This is a genomic window from Simiduia litorea, assembly GCF_042853465.1.
In the GTDB taxonomy this organism is placed as follows: Bacteria; Pseudomonadota; Gammaproteobacteria; order Pseudomonadales; family Cellvibrionaceae; genus Simiduia; species Simiduia litorea.
The window spans coordinates 4,398,676-4,418,046 of the sequence record NZ_AP031497.1 but is presented as its reverse complement, the minus strand read 5'-3'; the positions used below and the strand labels follow the sequence as shown (position 1 = coordinate 4,418,046).

Annotated in this window: 20 protein-coding genes; 19 read left to right on the top strand and 1 reads right to left on the bottom strand. The window is 45.8% G+C overall.

All coding sequences use genetic code 11. The features are described 5' to 3' along the window. Window positions 1-45 precede the first annotated feature (45 nt). From ACGHTT_RS19740 to ACGHTT_RS19650, 19 genes are all read left to right on the top strand, one after another. Window positions 46-516, top strand: a complete 471-nt coding sequence (locus ACGHTT_RS19740) for a F0F1 ATP synthase subunit B (RefSeq protein WP_390592728.1) — start codon at window positions 46-48, stop codon at window positions 514-516. Window positions 517-527: 11 nt separating this feature from the next. Further along, window positions 528-1,064, top strand: coding sequence for a F0F1 ATP synthase subunit delta (locus ACGHTT_RS19735; protein WP_290260171.1), 537 nt, complete (start codon window positions 528-530; stop codon window positions 1,062-1,064). 25 nt (window positions 1,065-1,089) lie between these two features. Continuing rightward, window positions 1,090-2,634, top strand: coding sequence for a F0F1 ATP synthase subunit alpha (atpA, locus tag ACGHTT_RS19730; protein WP_390592727.1), 1,545 nt, complete (start codon window positions 1,090-1,092; stop codon window positions 2,632-2,634). A gap of 59 nt (window positions 2,635-2,693) precedes the next feature. Then, entirely contained in the window at window positions 2,694-3,554 is an 861-nt protein-coding gene (gene atpG, locus ACGHTT_RS19725; protein WP_390592726.1) for a F0F1 ATP synthase subunit gamma, read from the top strand. Between the two features lie 52 nt (window positions 3,555-3,606). Then, on the top strand, window positions 3,607-4,989 hold the full coding sequence (atpD, locus tag ACGHTT_RS19720) for a F0F1 ATP synthase subunit beta (protein WP_390592725.1): 1,383 nt from the start codon (window positions 3,607-3,609) through the stop codon (window positions 4,987-4,989). A gap of 24 nt (window positions 4,990-5,013) precedes the next feature. Continuing rightward, on the top strand, window positions 5,014-5,439 hold the full coding sequence (locus tag ACGHTT_RS19715) for a F0F1 ATP synthase subunit epsilon (RefSeq protein ID WP_390592724.1): 426 nt from the start codon (window positions 5,014-5,016) through the stop codon (window positions 5,437-5,439). A gap of 170 nt (window positions 5,440-5,609) precedes the next feature. Then, the gene (gene glmU / locus ACGHTT_RS19710) at window positions 5,610-6,968 is read left to right on the top strand and encodes a bifunctional UDP-N-acetylglucosamine diphosphorylase/glucosamine-1-phosphate N-acetyltransferase GlmU (RefSeq protein ID WP_390592723.1); all 1,359 of its coding nucleotides are present in this window, start codon (window positions 5,610-5,612) and stop codon (window positions 6,966-6,968) included. Window positions 6,969-7,022: 54 nt separating this feature from the next. Further along, the gene (gene glmS, locus ACGHTT_RS19705) at window positions 7,023-8,852 is read left to right on the top strand and encodes a glutamine--fructose-6-phosphate transaminase (isomerizing) (RefSeq protein ID WP_390592722.1); all 1,830 of its coding nucleotides are present in this window, start codon (window positions 7,023-7,025) and stop codon (window positions 8,850-8,852) included. Window positions 8,853-9,515: 663 nt separating this feature from the next. Next, the gene (locus ACGHTT_RS19700; protein ID WP_390592721.1) at window positions 9,516-9,902 is read left to right on the top strand and encodes a hypothetical protein; all 387 of its coding nucleotides are present in this window, start codon (window positions 9,516-9,518) and stop codon (window positions 9,900-9,902) included. Window positions 9,903-9,961: 59 nt separating this feature from the next. Then, complete coding sequence (locus ACGHTT_RS19695) at window positions 9,962-10,459, top strand: Na+/H+ antiporter subunit E (protein ID WP_390592720.1); 498 nt, start codon at window positions 9,962-9,964, stop codon at window positions 10,457-10,459. 4 nt (window positions 10,460-10,463) lie between these two features. Beyond that, window positions 10,464-10,748, top strand: a complete 285-nt coding sequence (locus ACGHTT_RS19690; RefSeq protein ID WP_390592719.1) for a monovalent cation/H+ antiporter complex subunit F — start codon at window positions 10,464-10,466, stop codon at window positions 10,746-10,748. 1 nt (window position 10,749) lies between these two features. Then, the gene (gene mnhG, locus ACGHTT_RS19685; RefSeq protein WP_390592717.1) at window positions 10,750-11,073 is read left to right on the top strand and encodes a monovalent cation/H(+) antiporter subunit G; all 324 of its coding nucleotides are present in this window, start codon (window positions 10,750-10,752) and stop codon (window positions 11,071-11,073) included. 3 nt (window positions 11,074-11,076) lie between these two features. Further along, window positions 11,077-12,063 (top strand): DUF4040 domain-containing protein, encoded by a 987-nt coding sequence (locus ACGHTT_RS19680; RefSeq protein WP_390592716.1) that lies wholly within the window; start codon window positions 11,077-11,079, stop codon window positions 12,061-12,063. Beyond that, window positions 12,051-12,410, top strand: a complete 360-nt coding sequence (locus tag ACGHTT_RS19675) for a cation:proton antiporter subunit C (protein ID WP_390592715.1) — start codon at window positions 12,051-12,053, stop codon at window positions 12,408-12,410. The genes ACGHTT_RS19680 and ACGHTT_RS19675 overlap by 13 nt, the downstream gene beginning before the upstream one ends. Beyond that, the gene (locus tag ACGHTT_RS19670) at window positions 12,407-13,906 is read left to right on the top strand and encodes a monovalent cation/H+ antiporter subunit D family protein (protein ID WP_390592714.1); all 1,500 of its coding nucleotides are present in this window, start codon (window positions 12,407-12,409) and stop codon (window positions 13,904-13,906) included. Before ACGHTT_RS19675 ends, ACGHTT_RS19670 begins: the two co-directional genes overlap by 4 nt. Next, on the top strand, window positions 13,903-15,372 hold the full coding sequence (locus tag ACGHTT_RS19665; RefSeq protein ID WP_390592713.1) for a monovalent cation/H+ antiporter subunit D family protein: 1,470 nt from the start codon (window positions 13,903-13,905) through the stop codon (window positions 15,370-15,372). The genes ACGHTT_RS19670 and ACGHTT_RS19665 overlap by 4 nt, the downstream gene beginning before the upstream one ends. Beyond that, a complete protein-coding gene (locus ACGHTT_RS19660) occupies window positions 15,372-15,644 on the top strand; it encodes a hypothetical protein (protein ID WP_390592712.1) in 273 nt (90 codons plus the stop codon). Before ACGHTT_RS19665 ends, ACGHTT_RS19660 begins: the two co-directional genes overlap by 1 nt. Next, window positions 15,637-17,319 carry a Na(+)/H(+) antiporter subunit D gene (locus ACGHTT_RS19655; protein WP_390592711.1) on the top strand — a complete coding sequence of 561 codons (1,683 nt, stop codon included), beginning with the start codon at window positions 15,637-15,639 and terminating at the stop codon, window positions 17,317-17,319. Before ACGHTT_RS19660 ends, ACGHTT_RS19655 begins: the two co-directional genes overlap by 8 nt. 229 nt (window positions 17,320-17,548) lie before the next feature. Further along, the gene (locus ACGHTT_RS19650) at window positions 17,549-18,298 is read left to right on the top strand and encodes a substrate-binding periplasmic protein (protein ID WP_390592710.1); all 750 of its coding nucleotides are present in this window, start codon (window positions 17,549-17,551) and stop codon (window positions 18,296-18,298) included. A 43-nt stretch (window positions 18,299-18,341) separates the two neighbouring features. Here the strand turns inward: ACGHTT_RS19650 and ACGHTT_RS19645 are convergent, their stop codons facing one another. Continuing rightward, window positions 18,342-19,367: an ankyrin repeat domain-containing protein gene (locus ACGHTT_RS19645; protein WP_390592709.1), complete on the bottom strand. Its 1,026-nt coding sequence runs from the start codon at window positions 19,365-19,367 to the stop codon at window positions 18,342-18,344. Window positions 19,368-19,371 lie beyond the last annotated feature (4 nt).

The window sequence follows — 19,371 nt, the reverse complement described above, 5'->3', positions numbered from 1 at the left end:
CCTTTTTGCCTTTTAACCACTCACTAAAGAGCAAGAGGTGTTAGTGTGAATATTAATCTAACCCTAATAGGTCAATCGATTACCTTTTTGGTATTCGTCTGGTTCTGTTGGAAGTTTGTTTGGCCTGCGCTATTAGGCGTAATGGTTGAGCGAGAAAATAAAATTGCCAATGGGTTGCAGGCTGCAGAGCGTGCCGACAAAGATTTAGAACTTGCGCAAAAGAAAGCCACTGATCAACTGAAGGAAGCTAAAGCGCAAGCGGCAGCTATCATTGAACAGGCAAATAAGCGCGGTGTTCAAATTGTAGAAGAAGCGAAAGAACAAGCGCGCGCTGAAGGTGATCGTTTGAAAGCTTCTGCTCAGGCAGAAATCGTGCAGGAAACTAACCGTGCCAAAGAAGCTCTGCGTTTGCAGGTAGCTACTTTAGCACTGGCCGGTGCTTCCAAGGTGTTAGGTTCGTCTGTAGACGCTACCAAACATACGGATTTGCTTAATCAATTGGCGCAAGAGCTGTAAGCGAGGATTCCATGGCTGAATTGACCACCCTGGCCCGACCTTACGCCAAAGCCGCGTTCGAATACGCACTGGCAGCAAAAGATCTTGCTGGCTGGTCTGTGTCGCTGAAAACGGCTGCTGCCGTTGCTCAGCAAAAGGTAATGCAGCAGGTGTTAAGCTTGCCGTCTTATACTGCAGATCAAAAAGCCCAGATTTTTGTCGATGTTTGCGGTGATCAGCTTAGCGCCAAGGGCCAAAACTTTATTAAGAACCTGGCCGCCAATAAGCGTCTTGCTCTTTTACCGCACATAGCGGTGATTTTTGAGCAGCTTAAAGCAGCACAGGAAAAAACCATCGATGTGGAAGTGGTATCAGCTTTTACCCTTTCCGCCGACCTTCAAGAGAAATTGGCGAACGCACTGAGTAAGAAACTCAGTTGTGATGTGCGTGTCCAGGCTAGCGTAGATGAAAGTTTAATTGGCGGTGCGGTAATTCGCGCTGGCGATACCATCATAGATGGTTCTTTACGCGGTCGACTGGCCAAGCTCGCCGAAGCGATGAACGCCTAACTCTTATAGGATTGAGGACAATAGCATGCAGCAACTGAATCCTTCGGAAATCAGTGAAATTATCAAGCAGCGCATCGATAACCTCGATGTGTCTACTGAAGCCCAAAATGAGGGCACCATTGTTTCCGTATCCGACGGCATTATCCGTATCCACGGGTTGGCCGGCGTTATGTACGGTGAAATGATTGAATTTGATGGCGGCCGCTTCGGCATGGCCTTGAACCTCGAGCAAGACTCTGTCGGTGCCGTGGTTCTGGGTGATACCCAAGGTTTAGCGGAAGGCCAAAAGGTTCGTTGTACCGGTCGCATTTTGGAAGTGCCCGTAGGTGAAGGCCTATTGGGTCGCGTAGTTGATGCCTTGGGTAACCCCATTGACGGCAAAGGCGCACTTGCCACGACTGAAACTGACGCGATCGAAAAAATTGCACCCGGTGTAATTGCTCGTCAATCGGTTGATCAACCTGTTCAGATTGGCTTAAAAGCCATCGACGCCATGGTGCCAATCGGCCGTGGCCAGCGCGAATTGATCATCGGTGACCGTCAAACCGGTAAAACCGCTATTGCTGTTGATGCCATCATCAACCAAAAAGGCACTGGCATTAAGTGTGTGTACGTAGCGATTGGCCAAAAGGCCTCTTCAGTAGCGGCGGTAGTACGTCGTTTAGAAGAACACGGCGCTATGGATCACACCATCGTTATCGCAGCGACAGCCTCTGACCCAGCGGCAATGCAATTCTTGGCGCCCTTCGCCGGTTGCACCATGGGTGAGTACTTCCGCGATCGCGGTGAAGATGCATTGATCATTTATGATGATTTGACCAAGCAAGCTTGGGCTTACCGTCAGATCTCTCTGTTGTTGCGTCGTCCACCAGGCCGTGAAGCCTACCCAGGTGACGTGTTCTATTTGCACTCGCGTCTTCTTGAGCGTGCGTCGCGTGTAAACGCTGACTACGTAGAAGCTTTCACCAAGGGCGAAGTGAAAGGCAAAACCGGTTCGTTGACCGCACTGCCAATCATTGAAACCCAGGCTGGTGACGTATCTGCATTCGTACCGACTAACGTGATTTCGATTACCGATGGTCAGATCTTCCTCGATACCAACCTGTTTAACGCCGGCGTACGCCCTGCAATGAACGCCGGTATTTCGGTATCGCGTGTAGGTGGTGCAGCGCAGACCAAAATCATCAAAAAGTTGTCTGGTGGTATTCGTACCTCTTTGGCACAGTACCGCGAACTGGCGGCTTTCTCCCAGTTTGCTTCTGACCTTGATGAAGCGACTAAAGCGCAGCTCGACAACGGTGAACGTGTAACAGAATTGATGAAGCAGAAGCAGTATCAACCATTGAAAGTGGCTGAACTGGGCGTTGTGGTTTATGCCGCTAACGAAGGCTTCCTTAAAGATGTTGAAGTAGCCAAGATCGGTGCCTTCGAAAATGCCCTACTTTCTTACATGAACGCTGAACACAGCGATTTAATGAAGAAAGTAAACGCCAGTGGTGATTACAACGATGAAATCGCCGCGACGTTGAAAGGTGCATTGGAGAAATTCAAGGCAACCCAAACCTGGTAATTGGCCGGGGCTGCACAAGCCCCAGTTAATAACTTTAACGAATCTGTTTGAGGCCCACTATGGCAGCCGGAAAAGAGATACGTACTCAAATTACGAGTATTAAAAGTACGCAGAAGATCACCTCTGCCATGGAAATGGTTGCGGCGAGTAAGATGCGGAAAGCGCAAGAGCGCATGCAACTTGGTAAGCCTTACGCTCAGCGCATACGCGCTGTAGTTGGGCACATTGCTAATGCAGCTCCTGAATACAAGCATTTGTATTTGCAGGAGCGTGAAGTAAAGCGCGTTGGTTACATTCTTGTATCCACTGACCGTGGTTTATGTGGTGGCTTGAACATCAATATGTTCAAAGGCGCTATAAAAGATATGAAGCAATGGGCGCAACAGGGTGTTGGTATCGATATTTGTGTTATCGGTGCGAAAGCGCAATCATTTTTTAAGAGCTACGGCGGTAACGTTGTGGCCTCTGTGCGCGATGTGGGCGAAAACCCCTCGTTAGCCAGCTTAATTGGCACAGTGCAAACCATGTTAAATGCGTATGCTGAGTCAAAGATTGATCGCTTGTTTTTGGTCGGAAACGATTTCGTTAACACAATGACACAAGTGCCCTATGTGAATCAGTTGCTGCCTTTATTGGCGGAGAAAACCGAAAAATTGTCGCATGCTTGGGACTACTTGTACGAACCAGATGCGAAAGTATTGTTAGATGGTTTGTTGGACCGTTACATCGAATCTCAGGTCTATCAGGCCGTTGTTGAGAACGGTGCTTGTGAACAGGCAGCGCGTATGTTGGCAATGAAAAACGCCACTGATAACGCCGGTGATCTCATTAAGGATCTACAGCTGGTGTACAACAAAGCACGACAAGCGGCGATTACCCAAGAATTGTCTGAGATTGTAAGCGGCGCAGCAGCGGTTTAACGCAGCAGCAGCAAAAAAGTTTTGAAATTTAGGTTTTTAAGAGGAACCGGAAATGAGTAGCGGACGCATTGTACAAATCATCGGTGCCGTTATTGACGTGGAATTTCCGCGTGATTCCGTACCCCAGGTCTACGATGCATTGGTAGTGTCAGATAAGAATCTGACCCTCGAAGTGCAACAGCAGCTGGGTGACGGTGTGGTACGCGCGATTGCCATGGGCTCTTCAGAAGGTTTGAGCCGTGGATTAAGCGTAAATAACACCAACGCACCTGTATCTGTACCCGTGGGCAAAGAAACCCTGGGTCGCATTATGGATGTTTTAGGTAACCCTATCGACGAAGCCGGTCCTATTGGCGAAAAGGCTCGCATGCCTATTCACCGTAAAGCACCCGCCTATGATGAGTTATCGCCTTCTTCCGATTTGTTGGAAACTGGCATCAAGGTAATCGACCTTGTTTGTCCTTTCGCCAAGGGCGGTAAAGTAGGCTTGTTCGGTGGTGCTGGTGTAGGCAAAACTGTAAACATGATGGAACTGATCAACAACATCGCCAAGGCGCACAGCGGTTTATCCGTATTCGCCGGTGTTGGTGAGCGTACCCGTGAAGGGAACGACTTCTACCATGAAATGAAAGAGTCCAATGTACTGGACAAAGTAGCGATGGTTTACGGCCAGATGAACGAGCCACCGGGTAACCGTTTGCGCGTCGCCTTGACCGGCTTGACCATGGCGGAAAAATTCCGTGACGAAGGTAAAGACGTACTGTTGTTCGTAGACAACATTTACCGTTACACCTTGGCCGGTACCGAAGTATCTGCGCTGTTGGGTCGTATGCCATCAGCGGTGGGTTATCAGCCAACACTGGCCGAAGAAATGGGTGTTTTGCAGGAGCGTATTACTTCTACAAAAACCGGTTCAATTACGTCAATCCAAGCGGTATACGTACCTGCGGATGACTTGACTGACCCCTCGCCTGCCACCACCTTTGCGCACTTGGATTCAACCGTGGTATTGAGCCGTGATATCGCCGCTAAGGGTATTTACCCAGCGATTGATCCACTGGATTCAAGCTCGCGTCAGTTAGATCCACTGATCATTGGGGCCGAGCACTACGACACAGCGCGTGGTGTACAAACCGTTCTTCAGCGCTATAAAGAATTGAAGGACATTATTGCCATTTTGGGCATGGATGAACTGTCTGAGGAAGATAAGCAGACTGTTTATCGTGCACGTAAAATCGAGCGTTTCTTGTCTCAGCCTTTCCATGTGGCCGAAGTTTTCACCGGCGCACCTGGCAAGTATGTGTCTTTGAAAGACACCATTGCAGGCTTTAAAGGTTTATTAGCTGGCGATTATGACAATATGCCAGAGCAGGCGTTCTACATGGTTGGCTCTATCGACGAAGCCGTCGAGAAAGCTGCGAAAATGAAGAAGTAATAGCCGATAAATGAGGCAAGTAATATGGCCATGACAGTCCATTGCGACATCGTCAGTGCAGAAGAAGCTATCTTCTCTGGCTTGGTAGAGCTCGTAGTAGCGGCCGGAAGCGAGGGTGATCTTGGTATTACCTATGGACACGCGCCCTTACTATGTAGCCTTAAACCAGGCCCTGTTCGCGTAATAAAGCAAGGAGGGGTAGAAGAAGTATACTATCTCTCCGGTGGTTATTTGGAGGTTCAACCCTACCATGTAACCGTGCTGGCAGATGCGGCGCTGCGTGCTGATGATTTGAATGAAGCTGCAGCCCTCGAAGCGCAGAAAGCGGCGTTAAAGGACCTCAATAACCACAACGGCGAAATTGACTTCTCCCGCGCGGCAATTGAGTTGGCTGAGGCTTCTGCACAACTTCGTACGCTCCAAGCAATTCGCAAAAAGCTTAATAAGTAAGTTTGCGCGAAAAGTTAGGTAAAAAGGGGTAGCATTAGCTGCCCTTTTTTATTGGGCAAAATTTGAGGTCAAAGCTCAATTCAGGTTGGGGTTATATCAACTTCAACGCTACTAACGATGTTCCTATGGGGCGTCCAGGGACGGCCGGGAACCCAAGGTATGAAATTATTATGTTAGACATCGTTGTCCTTGCCGCGGGCAAGGGAACCCGCATGAAATCAACAATACCAAAAGTTCTGCATCCTGTAGCGGGAAAGCCGTTATTACAGCATGTTCTCAATACTAGCCAAAGCCTTGGTGAAAGTAACCTCATCGTTGTCGTGGGTCATGGCGCCGATCAAGTTCAAGCTCGGGTTTCAGCACCCCAATTAAGTTTTGTGGCGCAAACCGAGCAATTAGGTACGGGTCACGCTGTCTTACAAACATTAGATCAGCTGCGCGATGATGCCATCGTACTAATACTTTACGGTGATGTTCCTTTAATTGGCGTTGAAACCCTGAATAACCTACTCACGAAAGTAAACCATTTCGAAATGGCCTTGTTGACAGTGCTCCTCTCCGATCCAACAGGTTATGGGCGCATAGTTCGCAACAACGAAAAAAATATCGTTGCCATTGTTGAACAAAAAGACGCTACAGCGGCGCAACTGCGAATACAGGAAGTCAACACCGGCGTTATGGCCGTAAAAGGTGCATTATTAAAAAGATGGCTGCCAGAACTATCTAACGACAACGCGCAGGGAGAGTATTATTTGACCGATGTTATCGCCCTAGCCTCGCGCGACGGCATTCAGGTAAATGGAGTGCACCCATTATCGGAATTGGAAGTGCTTGGTGTGAATAATCGCCGTCAACAAGCAGAGCTAGAGCGTTTTTATCAAAAAACCAATGCCGATCGCCTCATGGATGATGGTGTAACACTACTCGATCCCTACCGTTTCGATGTACGCGGTAAATTAACTTGCGGCACCGACGTTATTATTGATGTGAATTGTGTTTTTGAGGGCGAGGTGACACTTGGTAGCGGCGTTCATATCGAGCCAAATTGTATTCTGCGCAATGTTAGTGTTGGCGATAACGTACTGATTAAATCTAACAGCCACCTTGAAGATACGCGCGTCGCCTCGGGCTGCGAAATTGGCCCTTTCGCTAGGCTGAGACCAGGAACAGAGCTCGCTGAAAACGCGAAAATAGGTAATTTCGTTGAGACGAAAAAAGCCAAAGTGGGTAAAGGCAGTAAGATCAATCACCTAAGCTATGTTGGCGATGCCGTACTAGGCACCGGTGTTAATATTGGTGCAGGCACTATTACCTGCAACTACGATGGCGTGAACAAATTTAAAACAGTGATTGGCGATAGAGTCTTTATCGGCTCGAACAGTTCATTAGTGGCGCCGGTCGAAATTTCCAATGATGCGACCGTAGGCGCTGGTTCAACCATTACAAAAAATATCGAGCAAGCAGAGCTTGCCATAGCTAGAGCAAAGCAGCGCAATATAGAAGGCTGGCAAAAGCCGAGTAAAAAATAAGCTTCAAGAAACGTGGCTAATCTATTTTTAAAAATATACTGACAGGGAGTAATTATGTGTGGAATTGTAGGTGCAGTTGCTAGTCGCAACGTGACCGCGATTTTAGTTGAGGGGCTTATGCGCCTTGAATACCGTGGCTACGATTCAGCGGGATTAGCTATAATTGATGCCGATAAGCAATTACAAATCAGAAAGGCAGTCGGCAAGGTCAAAGGGCTAGTGGATAATCTAGAAGCTAATCCCGCGTTGGGCACCGTTGGTATTGCTCACACACGTTGGGCAACTCATGGTAAACCGACAGAAAAAAATGCCCATCCTCATCAATCGAACGAAATAGCGGTTGTTCACAATGGCATTATCGAAAACCATGGGTTGCTTAGGGAAAAACTGAAAAGCCAAGGATATGTATTTTCTTCTGAAACCGATACTGAAGTTATCGCACACCAAATTCACGCGCTAGTAAAAACTGGATTGAGCTTACTCGAGGCAACCCAACAGGCTGTTGCGCTGTTCGAGGGTGCTTATGCAATAGCGGTGGTAAACACAAACTTTCCGGACGAACTCGTAGCCTGCCGTAGCGGCAGCCCTTTAGTCTTGGGTTTGGGTATTGAAGAGAATTTTGTCGCATCTGACCAAATGGCCTTGCGTCAGGTAACGGATCGCTTCGTGTTTTTAGAAGAAGGCGACTTCGTACACCTAGAGCGAAAAAAATTTACCATCTTCAATGACGAAAAAGAATTCGTCGAACGGAAAGTTGTTCAATTAACGGATAAAGCTGAAGCCGCATCTAAAGGCGAATATCGCCACTATATGTTGAAAGAAATTTTTGAGCAGCCTGAAGTTTTAAAGCGAACCTTGCAGGGCCGAATTTCTAAACATCATGTTTTGGAAGAGGCCTTTGGCACCGAAGCTAAAGCTATTTTTGATCGCGTAAAAGGCGTTCAAATTGTTGCTTGCGGCACAAGTTACCACGCCGGATTGGTCGCTAAATATTGGATGGAATCTATAGCCGGTATTCCGTGCCAGGTTGAGGTAGCTAGCGAGTACCGCTATCGAAAAGTATTTGTACCTGACGATACCCTGTTCGTTACCATCTCTCAATCAGGGGAAACCGCAGATACTTTAGCAGCACTAAAAGAAGCGAAGAAAAGTGATTATCTCGCGAGTCTCGTTATCTGTAATGCTCCAAGCTCATCCCTTGTTCGGGAGTCAGATTTGGTGTTTATGACGCATGCAGGCCCAGAGATTGGCGTCGCGTCGACCAAAGCATTCACCACCCAATTGGTGGCCTTGCAGTTGTTAACCATAGCGTTAGGGCGTCGTCATGGACTAACAGAGGCAATAGAATCAGACATGGTTTCAGCTTTAGCATCGCTGCCCGAAGCGGTTAGTAAAGCTCTATTGTTGGACGATGTCATTAAGAAAACCAGCGAAGCCTTTGCCGATAAGCACCACGCACTTTTCCTTGGCCGTGGCGTGGAGTACCCCGTTGCGATGGAAGGTGCACTTAAACTCAAAGAAATATCATATATTCATGCGGAATCATATCCCGCAGGAGAGTTGAAGCATGGTCCGCTAGCGCTTGTGGATAGCGATATGCCGATTGTAGCTGTCGCACCAAATAATGAATTAATGGAAAAACTAAAATCCAATTTGGAGGAAGTTCAAGCTCGAGGTGGCAAGTTGTTCGTGTTTTCAGATCAAGCGGATGCGTTTCCTAATTCCAATGATGTTACTGTCATTGATGTCCACTCGGTTCCTGAAACCATTGCACCTATGGTTTATACTATCCCGTTACAACTGCTTTCATATCACGTCGCTATTGTAAAAGGAACGGATGTAGACCAGCCAAGAAACCTCGCCAAGTCTGTCACAGTCGAATAATCATACCTGGTTTGATTAAACTAAATGATCCTCTCTTATCACGATTAAAATTGGCTCACTAGAGCCAATTTTAATCGACATCAAATTAACATTGGGGGCCGGCATTTGAGCAATGTGTTCAGGCGTCTAATCTACAAAACAAAGAAAAATTCCTAGTAGCGAAGTCACCTAGGAAAAGCTACCGAACACAGAGAAAGTTAGATTCTATCTATTTAGAAAGGCCAAAAAGGCACATCAAATGAGTGGATCAGCAACCCAAATTTGGTCCTAGATCGGGTTTGGGCTATTCTAATGAGCCCTTGGATAGACTGTAAACTTGGATCTGACGGCTTGGCGATATAGCTCCCTCATCGAAGGGTGGTAGCACCCAATTTTCTTGATGTTGGTCTTGGATTAGCCCCTACTAATCCAGAATAATCCATGGATTTTTAGTTTTGGGTTGTACTACTATGGGACTGAGACTAGGCTGTAAAAAGGAGAAGAACCCAATACATATCGGTGAATTAATAATAAATTACACCTCGAGTGTATGATTTCAGTCACAACATCCAGCGAGTACTCGCTCAAACCTAGACCATTTACGAGGTTTTTGGCGGCTGTCCTTCTGCTGGATGTAGGAAAAGCAAAGCACCTTCGATAGATGGATTTGAATAGGACCCATTAATGCTAAAGAGTCTGCTTGGTACGATCTGCATACCTGCCGTCCTTCCTTGTGCAAGTAACACGACTGGAGCTAAGGCGCTAACGGCTATAGACTTGGCTTCAGTGTGTAATACTTTTCCTGACGGCCCGAAGGCCAATCGCGGAACGTTTTGCTTAAGTTATAACCTAGGGTTTATTGATGGTGCAGTGGCCTTGGACCAAAAAGCGATACAAGACGCAAATACCGAGGCTAAAACAGAAGTAGCCTTTATTAAAAGTGCCGCACGTATTCGAGGAGTAGGTTCAAATACCAATATTTCGGCAAACATAGCGGCTGACTCAGTGATTGAAGACCTAAAACTTTGCAACTTGGTGAAGAGTGTTACTGAACGAGCTTATTTATATTAATCGTTGGGTAAACATTATCCCAACGAATCGCAGACCTGTAACACATAGCAGAGAACCCTATGATTGTGACTGATTTCCGTTATCTACAAAGGTTAGCCCTGCTCTTATTGGTATTAATTGTTGCTTGGTTACTCTGGTCTGGTATCTATAAGCCATTGCTAATCGGTCTAGGTGCTTTCTCTTGCTTGCTTTCCTTATACATGGCTCACCGGATGGGTGCACTGGATGATTCTGTTTATTCTTGGAGTGCTTTCCCGCGGTTGCCTCTATATTGGATTTGGCTGTTAAAAGAAATTGCATTATCTAGTTTTAAGATTGCAAAGATTATATTGAGCCGAGATTTACCTATCAGTCCAACGCTAGTTGTAATAGACACACTGCCAACTGATCCCGTGGGCCAAGTGATTTTGGGAAATTCGATTAGCCTAACGCCAGGCTCTGTGACGTTAGATATTTATCAAGGGAAATTGACAGCACATTGTTTAACCCAGGCGGGTGCAAAGGCCTTGCTGGAAGGCGAAATCAACCGCCGTGTTGCTGCGCTAAAAGGTAACTGAATATATGTATTATGCGGCATCGATAGCACTTCTGTTCACTATGGCGCTGGCGTTAATTCGCGCTTTGTCCGGTCCTAGTGTGTATGACCGAGTCTTAGCAGTAAATATGATCGGTACTAAAACAGTATTGTTATTTTCGGTTATTGCGTTTCTTTATGGTCGCCCAGATTTTTTGGACCTTGCATTGGCCTATGCACTCATTAATTTTATCGGTGTACTTGCCGTGCTGAGATTTTTCCAGAATGCAACTGCGCGTGGCGCAGCCAACCAAACGCCGGATATCGAGTAAAATGGAATTTCTTCTAAATTTGCTGAGCTGGGTCCTGTTGTCCCTAGGGGGCGTATTTATTCTTATCGGTGCAATTGGTGTTTTACGTTTGCCCGAGTTTTATGCGCGTATACATGCATCAAGCCTCACAGACACCATGGGTACTATACTGATTTTGACTGGTATCATGCTGCAGTCAGGTGTTTCGCTGGCTACCATTAAACTCTTAGCGATCATGGTATTCATGTTGATGACAGGTCCAACCGCAACTTATGCGCTCGCCAATGCGGCTTTGCTGTCGGGTATGAAGCCCAATGCAACAACGCTACCTCAAAAGGAAGGCTAAACGATGGTAATTCTGTTTGGCATCTTTCTATTAACGATGTTGGTTATTATTGCAATAGCAATTATTCGCACCACTGACCTATTTGTTGCGGTCATGCTTAGCGGCATTTTCAGCTTAATGATGGCGGCAATTTTCTTCGTTCTGGATGCCGCAGATGTTGCGCTTACAGAAGCCGCAGTGGGTGCAGGAATCTCTACGGTGTTGTTTTTGAGCGCGCTGGCACTTACTGAACAACACGAGCGTTCTGTTCGATCTTGGCGTTGGTTGGTGGTTCCGTTGGTGGTGGTGGGCACACTCATTGTTTACGCAACTTTCGACCAACCAAGGCTTGGTGATCCTGACGCACCGGTTCAACAACATCTCGCTCCTTGGTACTTAGAGCAAACACCGAAATTGATTGATGTACCGAATGTAGTAACCGCCGTTCTCGGTAGCTTTCGCGGTTACGATACATTGGGCGAGGTGTTTGTGGTATTAACTGCTGCAATTGGCGTTATGTTGTTACTAGGTACTCGCGAAAGCAGAGCGCCATCGTCTACCTCTAAGGGTACTTCTGCCCTTAGCCACCACATTGTTCCCCGCGTGGTTGGAAAACTATTAATACCCTTCATTCTATTGTTTGGACTTTACGTTCAATTTCATGGAGATTTTGGTCCTGGCGGAGGCTTTCAAGCGGGCGCTTTGTTTGCAGCAGCAGTGATTTTATATGCATTACTCGAGGGAGAGGGATCGGCACTTACCGTATTACCCCTACCTGTAATTAAAGCCATGATGGCGAGTGGTGCTTTGCTATACGCACTCGTTGGTGTGGCTTGCATCCTACGAGGCGGTAACCTTCTCGATTATTCTGCGTTACTCGCCGACCCTGTAGCAGGGCAGCACCTAGGGATCTTGTTAATTGAATTGGGTGTCGGCGTTACGGTTTGTGGATGTTTACTATCTATTTTTCATGCGTTCGCCGCTCGGGAAAATCATCAATGGAATGGCTAGGTCTCTATAATTATTGGGTGTTTGCGGTTTTGTTGATGACTGGTTTTTGCGCCGTGATTACTAAAGGTAATCTCATCAAGAAACTTTTGGGTTTATCTATTTTTCAATCAGCTGTGTTTCTTCTCTACATTTCTATGGGTAAGGTTGATGGTGGTACCGCCCCTATCTTTGTAAACGGGGCCAGCGACCAAATTTTTTCCAATCCGCTTCCTCAGGTATTGATTCTTACCGCAATCGTAGTGGGTATTTCTACTACGGCGCTGGGCTTAGCAATTGTGGTTCGCATTAAAGAAACCTATGGCAGTATTGAAGAGCATGAGATTCAAGCTAAGGACGATCAACAATGAGTATTGCTGCGCACTGGCCTGCTATTCAGGTAGTGATGCCTCTGTTGGCTGCACCAATAGTGATGCTTTTAAGAGGGTCGATCTTACCTTGGTTGACCGCACTAGCAACGAGTCTTATGGCGTTTGCTATCGCTATTTCAATGGCTAGTACGGTGCTGGAAGGTGATGTAATTGTTTACGCAGTAGGTTCATGGTCTGCGCCGATAGGGATAGAGCTGCGCGTTGATGGGTTGAGTGCGCTGCTTTTGCTGGTCGTAACAGGCGCTTCTAGCCTGACATTGTTCGCCGCAAGGCATTCGCTAACCGAAGGTTTAGCAGTAGATCGTCATATGTTGTTCTACGCTGCTTGGCTGCTTGCACTAGCAGGAATGCTAGGAATTTTGGTTGCCGGTGACGCATTCAATATTTTTGTATTCATGGAAATCGCTGCTCTTGCCAGCTATGTGCTAATTTCCGCGGGGTCTGATCGTCGTGCGCTACCGGCGGTGTTTAAGTATGTGGTTATGGGTACCATTGGGGCTACGTTTTATCTAATTGGTGTCGGCTTAGTCTATATGATGACGGGAACACTAAATCTAGCCGATATGGAAACTAGGTTGGCGGATGTAACAGAACTTAAGCCGATAATAGTAGCAGCAGGTTTTATTACCGTGGGTCTTGCGCTTAAAGCGGCTTTATTTCCGCTGCATGCTTGGTTGCCCAATAGCTATACTTACGCGCCACACATTGCCACCGCGTTTTTAGCCGCATGTTCTACCAAGATCGCTCTATACATTATGCTGCGCTTTGATTTCGTTGTTTTTCAAGGCAATTTAATTGGGCATGATATTCACTTCTCTAGCTTCTTAATGCCGTTAGCGTTGATTGCCATTTTAGTAGCATCGGGCGTTGCACTTTTTGAAACCCATATTAAACGATTGCTCGCTTATTCATCTATTGCGCAACTTGCTTATATTTGGCTTGGAGCCAGTTTAGTGAGTACAGCAGGGCTCACAGCCAGCGCCGTGCACATGTTTAATCACGCTCTAGCTAAAGGTGCGTTGTTTCTTGCGGTAGCCTGTTTAGGTTTGCGTTTTAGTAGTTTGACGCTAAACGACCTAAAAGGTGCGGCGCGTTACATGCCTTGGACCATGGCCGCATTTGTAATCGCTGGCATGAGTTTGGTTGGTGTTCCGGGAACAGCTGGTTTTATTAGCAAATGGTACTTCATTACTGCGGCTCTTGAACAAGGCGTTCAGGGAATGTTTATTGTTGCAGTAATACTGGTGAGCTCGCTAATGGCGGTTGCTTATCTTTGGCGAGTAGTAGAATCCGCTTATTTTGGTGTAACCGAGATGTCGCCACAGCAAGCTGAAAAAATATCGGAAGCACCTCCATTTTTATTAATCGTCGTGTGGGTAGCTGCCTTGGCAAATGTCTATTTTGGCCTAAACCCCGAAGTGCCGTTGGCTCTGTCAGAGCAAGCCGCCAATACATTGATGGAACATATACGATGATTATGGAAACACAGCAACTGCTGTGGATAGTCGCTTTGCCATTGCTGGGTGCTATCGCTATTGGCTTAGTTGGCCAACGGTTTGCAAATTTACGAGAAGCGATAACGCTTATCTGTGGCATATGTCTTGCGTGGCTTGTTTGGAGTTTACTTCCAGAGGTCATTAATGGAGCCCAACCGCAGGCACATCTTACTACTTTGCTTCCTGGTGTTGAGATAGGGTTTAGGATTGAACCACTGGGTATGATTTTTGCCGCGCTAGCGTCGCTTCTTTGGATAGTGAATTCGATCTACTCCATTGGCTACATGCGCGGAAATAAAGAGCACCATCAAACACGTTTTTATGTGTGTTTCGCGGTCGCTATCGCTGGTGCGATGGGTGTGGCGATGGCAGAAAATCTATTAACACTATTTGTTTTCTATGAGGTGTTAACGCTTTCCACCTATCCATTGGTATCCCACAAAGGCGATGCTAAATCGGTTGCCTCGGCTAGAGTTTATCTGGGTGTGTTGTTGGCAACATCCATGGGGCTTTTACTCCCCGCCATCATTTGGACCTACTCTGCTACCGGTACACTAACATTTACTACCGGCGGCATTCTCACCGGCGCGATTGCTGGCCCCGCGGTAGCGCTACTTCTTGCGCTGTTTGTCTTTGGAACGGGTAAGGCGGCATTAATGCCTGTACACCGTTGGTTGCCATCAGCGATGGTAGCGCCGACGCCTGTTAGCGCACTATTACATGCCGTTGCTGTCGTAAAAGCGGGTGTTTTTACTATCACAAAAATAGTAATTTATATTTTTGGAATAGATTTTTTAGCCTCTTCATCTGCCGCAGACTGGTTGGTATATGCAGCGATATTTACCATTATTACCGCAAGTTTCATTGCATTAAGACAAACTAACTTAAAGCGCTTGTTAGCCTATTCAACGATTGCGCAACTTTCGTATGTGATATTGGCTACAGCATTGTTAATGCCGCTTTCTATAATGGCTGCTGCTTTGCACATTGTTGCTCACGCGTTTGGCAAGATTACCCTCTTTTTTGCAGCAGGAAGTATTTATACCGCTAGCAAGAAAACCGAATTAAACCAATTGCATGGAATTGGTCGACGTATGCCTTGGACGATGGCTGCGTTTACGATTGGTGCTCTAAGTATGATAGGCATACCACCCACGGCAGGATTTATTTCCAAGTGGTATCTGCTTACAGGATCCTTTCAAGCTGAAAACTACATTGCCATGGCCGCTATTGTGGTGAGCACCCTACTCAATGCGGCTTATTTTTTACCAATCGTATATAGCGCTTGGTTTAAAGCGGAGGTTGTTCCACCAGTGAAAGATCACCGTGAGGCACCTCTTGCCATTGTGATTGCGCTAACTTTCACAGCAACACTAACGATCATTTTCTTTTGGATCAATCAGCCTGCTTTGGCCCTTGCAGCTCAGCTAGTTGGAGCAAATTAATGAATTCCAACCAACAAAACAGTGATCATTGGTTAGTACGCCCTTCAACAATTCGCGGACTCTGGATAGGAGGAAGTATATTGTTAGCGCTAACAGTCTTTTTACAGTTTTTCATAAAGATTAAGGGCTATTTCGTCGTCGATGGCTGGCTGGGTTTTGGCGCTGTGTTTGGGTTCTTATGTTGTGTCGCGATGGTACTCGTCGCAAAAGGTTTAGGGCGTTTTATCAAACGCGACGACAATTTCTATCAAGGTGGAAATTCAGATGATTGAAGTTCTACCCCCTGCGCTGATTCTGTTTCTTGGTTCTGCGCTGATCGCGCTTACACGAGGTTTAGTACGAATTAGCGTAGTGTTATTAGCGCCACTGTTTGCGCTTTGGTTCGTTTGGCAGGTGCCAGACGGTGTATCACTTAGCTTTACTTTTATGGATCAGGCAATTGAACCGGTAGAAGGAGGAAAATTACGACGCCTATTTGCCACCATCTTTGCGCTAATGACTTTTGTAGGTGGCCTATATGCGTTCCGCCACGCGAAAGCTTTAGAGCTTTCAGCCGCATTTGCCTATGCAGGTGGTGCACTCGGTGTTGCCTTTGCAGGTGACTTACTAACACTGTTTATTTTTTGGGAAGTAATGGCCATCTTCTCAACGATAGTCGTGTGGTGTGGGGGAACCGAACAATCACGAGCGGCTGGTTTGCGATATGCCTTGATGCATTTTCTAGGTGGCGTGATATTAATGGTGGGGATCGCAGGTGTTGCGATGCAGGAGGGCACAATTGATGTTGTCGCAATGCGCGCCGATAGTGTGGCCACCTGGCTAATTTTAATCGGTGTGTTGATTAATGCAGCAGCCCCGCCGGTTTCAGCTTGGCTTTCAGATGCATATCCGGAAGCTACGGCCACCGGCACTGTATTTCTCTCTGCCTTTACGACGAAAGCGGCGGTACTGGCTTTAATCCTTCTATTTCCCGGCGAGCCGATACTGATTGCTGTAGGCATCTACATGATCTTCTACGGCATTATTTATGCGTTGCTGGAAAACGATGCGCGGCGAATTCTCGCCTACTCCATTGTTAATCAGGTTGGGTTTATGGTTTGCGCTGTCGGCATAGGAACAGAGCTTGCCCTAAATGGAGCCGCAGCACACGCATTCGCACATATCATATACAAAGGGCTGCTTTTTATGAGCGCGGGTGTCGTATTGTATCGAACGGGAATGCGCAAGTGTACGGATCTAGGTGGCTTGTTTCGAACTATGCCAGTTACATGCATTTGCGGAATTATCGGTGCCCTTTCCATATCTAGCTTTCCACTTACCTCCGGCTTTATTAGCAAAGCGTTGATTTCTGAAGCAGCCATGACGCAGGGCATGGTATTTGTTTATTTTTGCCTGGCTGCCGCGTCGGCGGGTGTGTTTTTACACGCGGGTATTAAATTTCCTTGGTTTGTATTCTTTCAAAAAGATTCCGGGCTTCGCCCTAAAGATGCCCCTTGGAATATGGCATTGGCGATGGTTCTATTTTCATTGGCGTGTCTTGGTTTAGGTATGTACCCCGAAGCAATTTATCAGCACCTGCCCTATTCCATGAGCTATGTTCCTTACTCGTTAGGAAAGGTGTTGTTCTATTTGCAGCTATTGTTGTTCTCGGGCTTAGCATTCTTCCTTTTATTGCCGTTAATGAAAAGAACACTGACAATAACCCTTGATTTTGATTGGCTATGGCGCCGTTTTATGCCTGCAACCGGCACGTGTATTTTGAATTTGTTGTCAACTTTGGAGAAAGTCTGGCATAAATTTAAGGCGAAAAACGCGTTGGATCTTGCACAATTTACAACCCGCTACTTTGGAGTCAACGGACTTTTTGGTCGGTCTTGGACTATAAGTATGACGGCGATGTGGATTGCAATATTGCTAAGTGTTTATATATTTGTGTACTACGTTTAAACAAGTTTTTGTCAAATAATCGGAAAATTAGGGTTTCGAGTTAAAAAATAGTTAATTTGGAATGTTGAGTGATTTTTCAAAAATATTAAATGTAGCACTGATATCGATCAGAAGATAAATATCGAGTTGCTCAAGTATTGTTTTGATAATAGCCAATCAGCAAGAATGGCATATAAGCAATGACTTATTAAGTCGCTCTATCAAATTTGCACCTATGGAAATGTAATAAATGGCGTTACAAAGGTGCCTTTTCTTAAATGTGGCGATACTTTTGTTATCGACAACTTTTGGAATTTGTTGTTTTTCTGCAGAAAAAATTCAAATTATTACCTATAAAATCGAGGGGCTCCACCAAGATGACAAAATGGGCAAATACGATAGCGTCTTATCCGAAGTGCTGCCTCATGAATTTCATTATTCCTATCAGGTAGCACCTCCGAAACGCGCATTGCGCATGTTTGAACAGTGCAAAATCTGCTGCCTAAGCCCGATGAACGACAACCCAGAATTTTACGACTATGCCGAAACACTTGGTGCTATCCAGTTACCGGCATACAATTCAGCAGTGGCTTACCTATTTTCTCAAAAAGATAGAGAGCCAATCAAAAATGTAGACATGTTGGCCGGTAAAACAATTGCTCTACAAGCGGGAATGTCGTTTGGCAAAACGTTTATAAAAAACATAAAGGCATTAAATATTACCACTGTTCAAGTTCAGGATTTCGATAGCTTATTCAAAATGCTGGAACTTAACAGAGTTGACGCCGTAGCTGCCTATACCCCCGATGCACTGCTCTATTTTAAAAATAGAAATCTGTCGGTTTTTCCATATTCCAAGTCCAACCCTATTGTCATCCATGAAGACGCTCTACTTTGCAAAAATGTATCGCCAGAGTTTCTGAAGATATATCGAAGCAACATGACGCTCTTTGTAAAAAGCGAAAAATTCAACGTGCTTTTTGGCAGCTCCACTATGTAATTATAGTGAGCCCTTAAGTTGCCACTGTTAAATCATTGATTCCTTACTTACGCTCGAATATTGCTAAGAGTTCAGGATTATCTAATTCACGAACGTACTCGACTAAATTTTGATCGTCAAACAAAATATCTAAACTTGCTCCGTGTTTAACCATAGACTGTACGACGGCAACAGAAGCACCATAGTTTATAGCATAGTGTAACGGTGTCTCTCCATCGACTTCGGATAAGGATTTCAAGCTAGCACCGGCCTCAATAAGTGCGATGGCAAGCGCTTCGTTTTCGTTATAGATAGCCATCAACAAAGCGGTATCTCCATCTCTATCGACATAGTCAATATTCGCGCCCCGGCTCAAGTATTTCTCTACGTCTTCAATTTTCATATCATCCTCTAGAACATGGGTGTAGAGGCTTTTTTCACCGTAGCTATCGGGAAACTTTAGGGAGAAAGCTAGTGCTACAAAAATGGCTACGGCGTAAGAAACGCCGGTTTTGATACCGTTCCACATTTTTCTTGCGTACTTACCGTCCGGTTTCCAACGCGTGATCAATGGTGGATTTTTAGCGCGTTGGACAAGTGTAAATAAACTACCTGCTATCCAAATGCCGCCAATGATAATGGCAAGCCAACGAAACTTATTGAAGTAAACGTAAGTTAGCGCGAATCCAAAAGCTAAGCTTAATATCGGACTTAGAGTGGCAACGATAGCTGGTTGTTGGTATACATTTTTAACCAAATGGCTAGGTGCGTAAGAATCAAGAGCTTGAATAAACTCATCCACTTCGGCTGTACTTTTGAAGTACAGCGTCTCCTCCTCGATATCTTTTTTTGCTTTGTAAGATACTGTAATGTCGTCATCTGTACTACGGCAGGTTATACTTTGAATTTTAGAGAATGGAATCGTTAGTAGATCATCAGTACCGAATATTTCGAATGGATTAACCTTTGACGCTAGTTGTGATTCAACTTTTTCATAAGATTCTTTGTCACAAGAAGATATAGCAATGCCACTTTTATTAACCAAGATGGCGTTGTTAGTCTCGGATTCTTTGTCTAACCAATATTTCATCGTT

Bases quoted from the DNA above. Each gene is read 5' to 3' on its own strand.
- mnhG (WP_390592717.1), top strand. From the start codon at position 10,750: ATGGAATTTCTTCTAAATTTGCTGAGCTGGGTCCTGTTGTCCCTAGGG.
- atpG (WP_390592726.1), top strand. From the start codon at position 2,694: ATGGCAGCCGGAAAAGAGATACGTACTCAAATTACGAGTATTAAAAGT.
- ACGHTT_RS19695 (WP_390592720.1), top strand. From the start codon at position 9,962: ATGATTGTGACTGATTTCCGTTATCTACAAAGGTTAGCCCTGCTCTTA.
- ACGHTT_RS19700 (WP_390592721.1), top strand. From the start codon at position 9,516: ATGCTAAAGAGTCTGCTTGGTACGATCTGCATACCTGCCGTCCTTCCT.
- ACGHTT_RS19670 (WP_390592714.1), top strand. From the start codon at position 12,407: ATGAGTATTGCTGCGCACTGGCCTGCTATTCAGGTAGTGATGCCTCTG.
- ACGHTT_RS19690 (WP_390592719.1), top strand. From the start codon at position 10,464: ATGTATTATGCGGCATCGATAGCACTTCTGTTCACTATGGCGCTGGCG.
- ACGHTT_RS19645 (WP_390592709.1), bottom strand. From the start codon at position 19,367: ATGAAATATTGGTTAGACAAAGAATCCGAGACTAACAACGCCATCTTG.
- ACGHTT_RS19735 (WP_290260171.1), top strand. From the start codon at position 528: ATGGCTGAATTGACCACCCTGGCCCGACCTTACGCCAAAGCCGCGTTC.
- glmS (WP_390592722.1), top strand. From the start codon at position 7,023: ATGTGTGGAATTGTAGGTGCAGTTGCTAGTCGCAACGTGACCGCGATT.
- glmU (WP_390592723.1), top strand. From the start codon at position 5,610: ATGTTAGACATCGTTGTCCTTGCCGCGGGCAAGGGAACCCGCATGAAA.
- ACGHTT_RS19665 (WP_390592713.1), top strand. From the start codon at position 13,903: ATGATTATGGAAACACAGCAACTGCTGTGGATAGTCGCTTTGCCATTG.
- ACGHTT_RS19680 (WP_390592716.1), top strand. From the start codon at position 11,077: ATGGTAATTCTGTTTGGCATCTTTCTATTAACGATGTTGGTTATTATT.
- ACGHTT_RS19660 (WP_390592712.1), top strand. From the start codon at position 15,372: ATGAATTCCAACCAACAAAACAGTGATCATTGGTTAGTACGCCCTTCA.
- ACGHTT_RS19655 (WP_390592711.1), top strand. From the start codon at position 15,637: ATGATTGAAGTTCTACCCCCTGCGCTGATTCTGTTTCTTGGTTCTGCG.
- ACGHTT_RS19650 (WP_390592710.1), top strand. From the start codon at position 17,549: ATGGCGTTACAAAGGTGCCTTTTCTTAAATGTGGCGATACTTTTGTTA.
- atpD (WP_390592725.1), top strand. From the start codon at position 3,607: ATGAGTAGCGGACGCATTGTACAAATCATCGGTGCCGTTATTGACGTG.
- atpA (WP_390592727.1), top strand. From the start codon at position 1,090: ATGCAGCAACTGAATCCTTCGGAAATCAGTGAAATTATCAAGCAGCGC.
- ACGHTT_RS19675 (WP_390592715.1), top strand. From the start codon at position 12,051: ATGGAATGGCTAGGTCTCTATAATTATTGGGTGTTTGCGGTTTTGTTG.
- ACGHTT_RS19715 (WP_390592724.1), top strand. From the start codon at position 5,014: ATGGCCATGACAGTCCATTGCGACATCGTCAGTGCAGAAGAAGCTATC.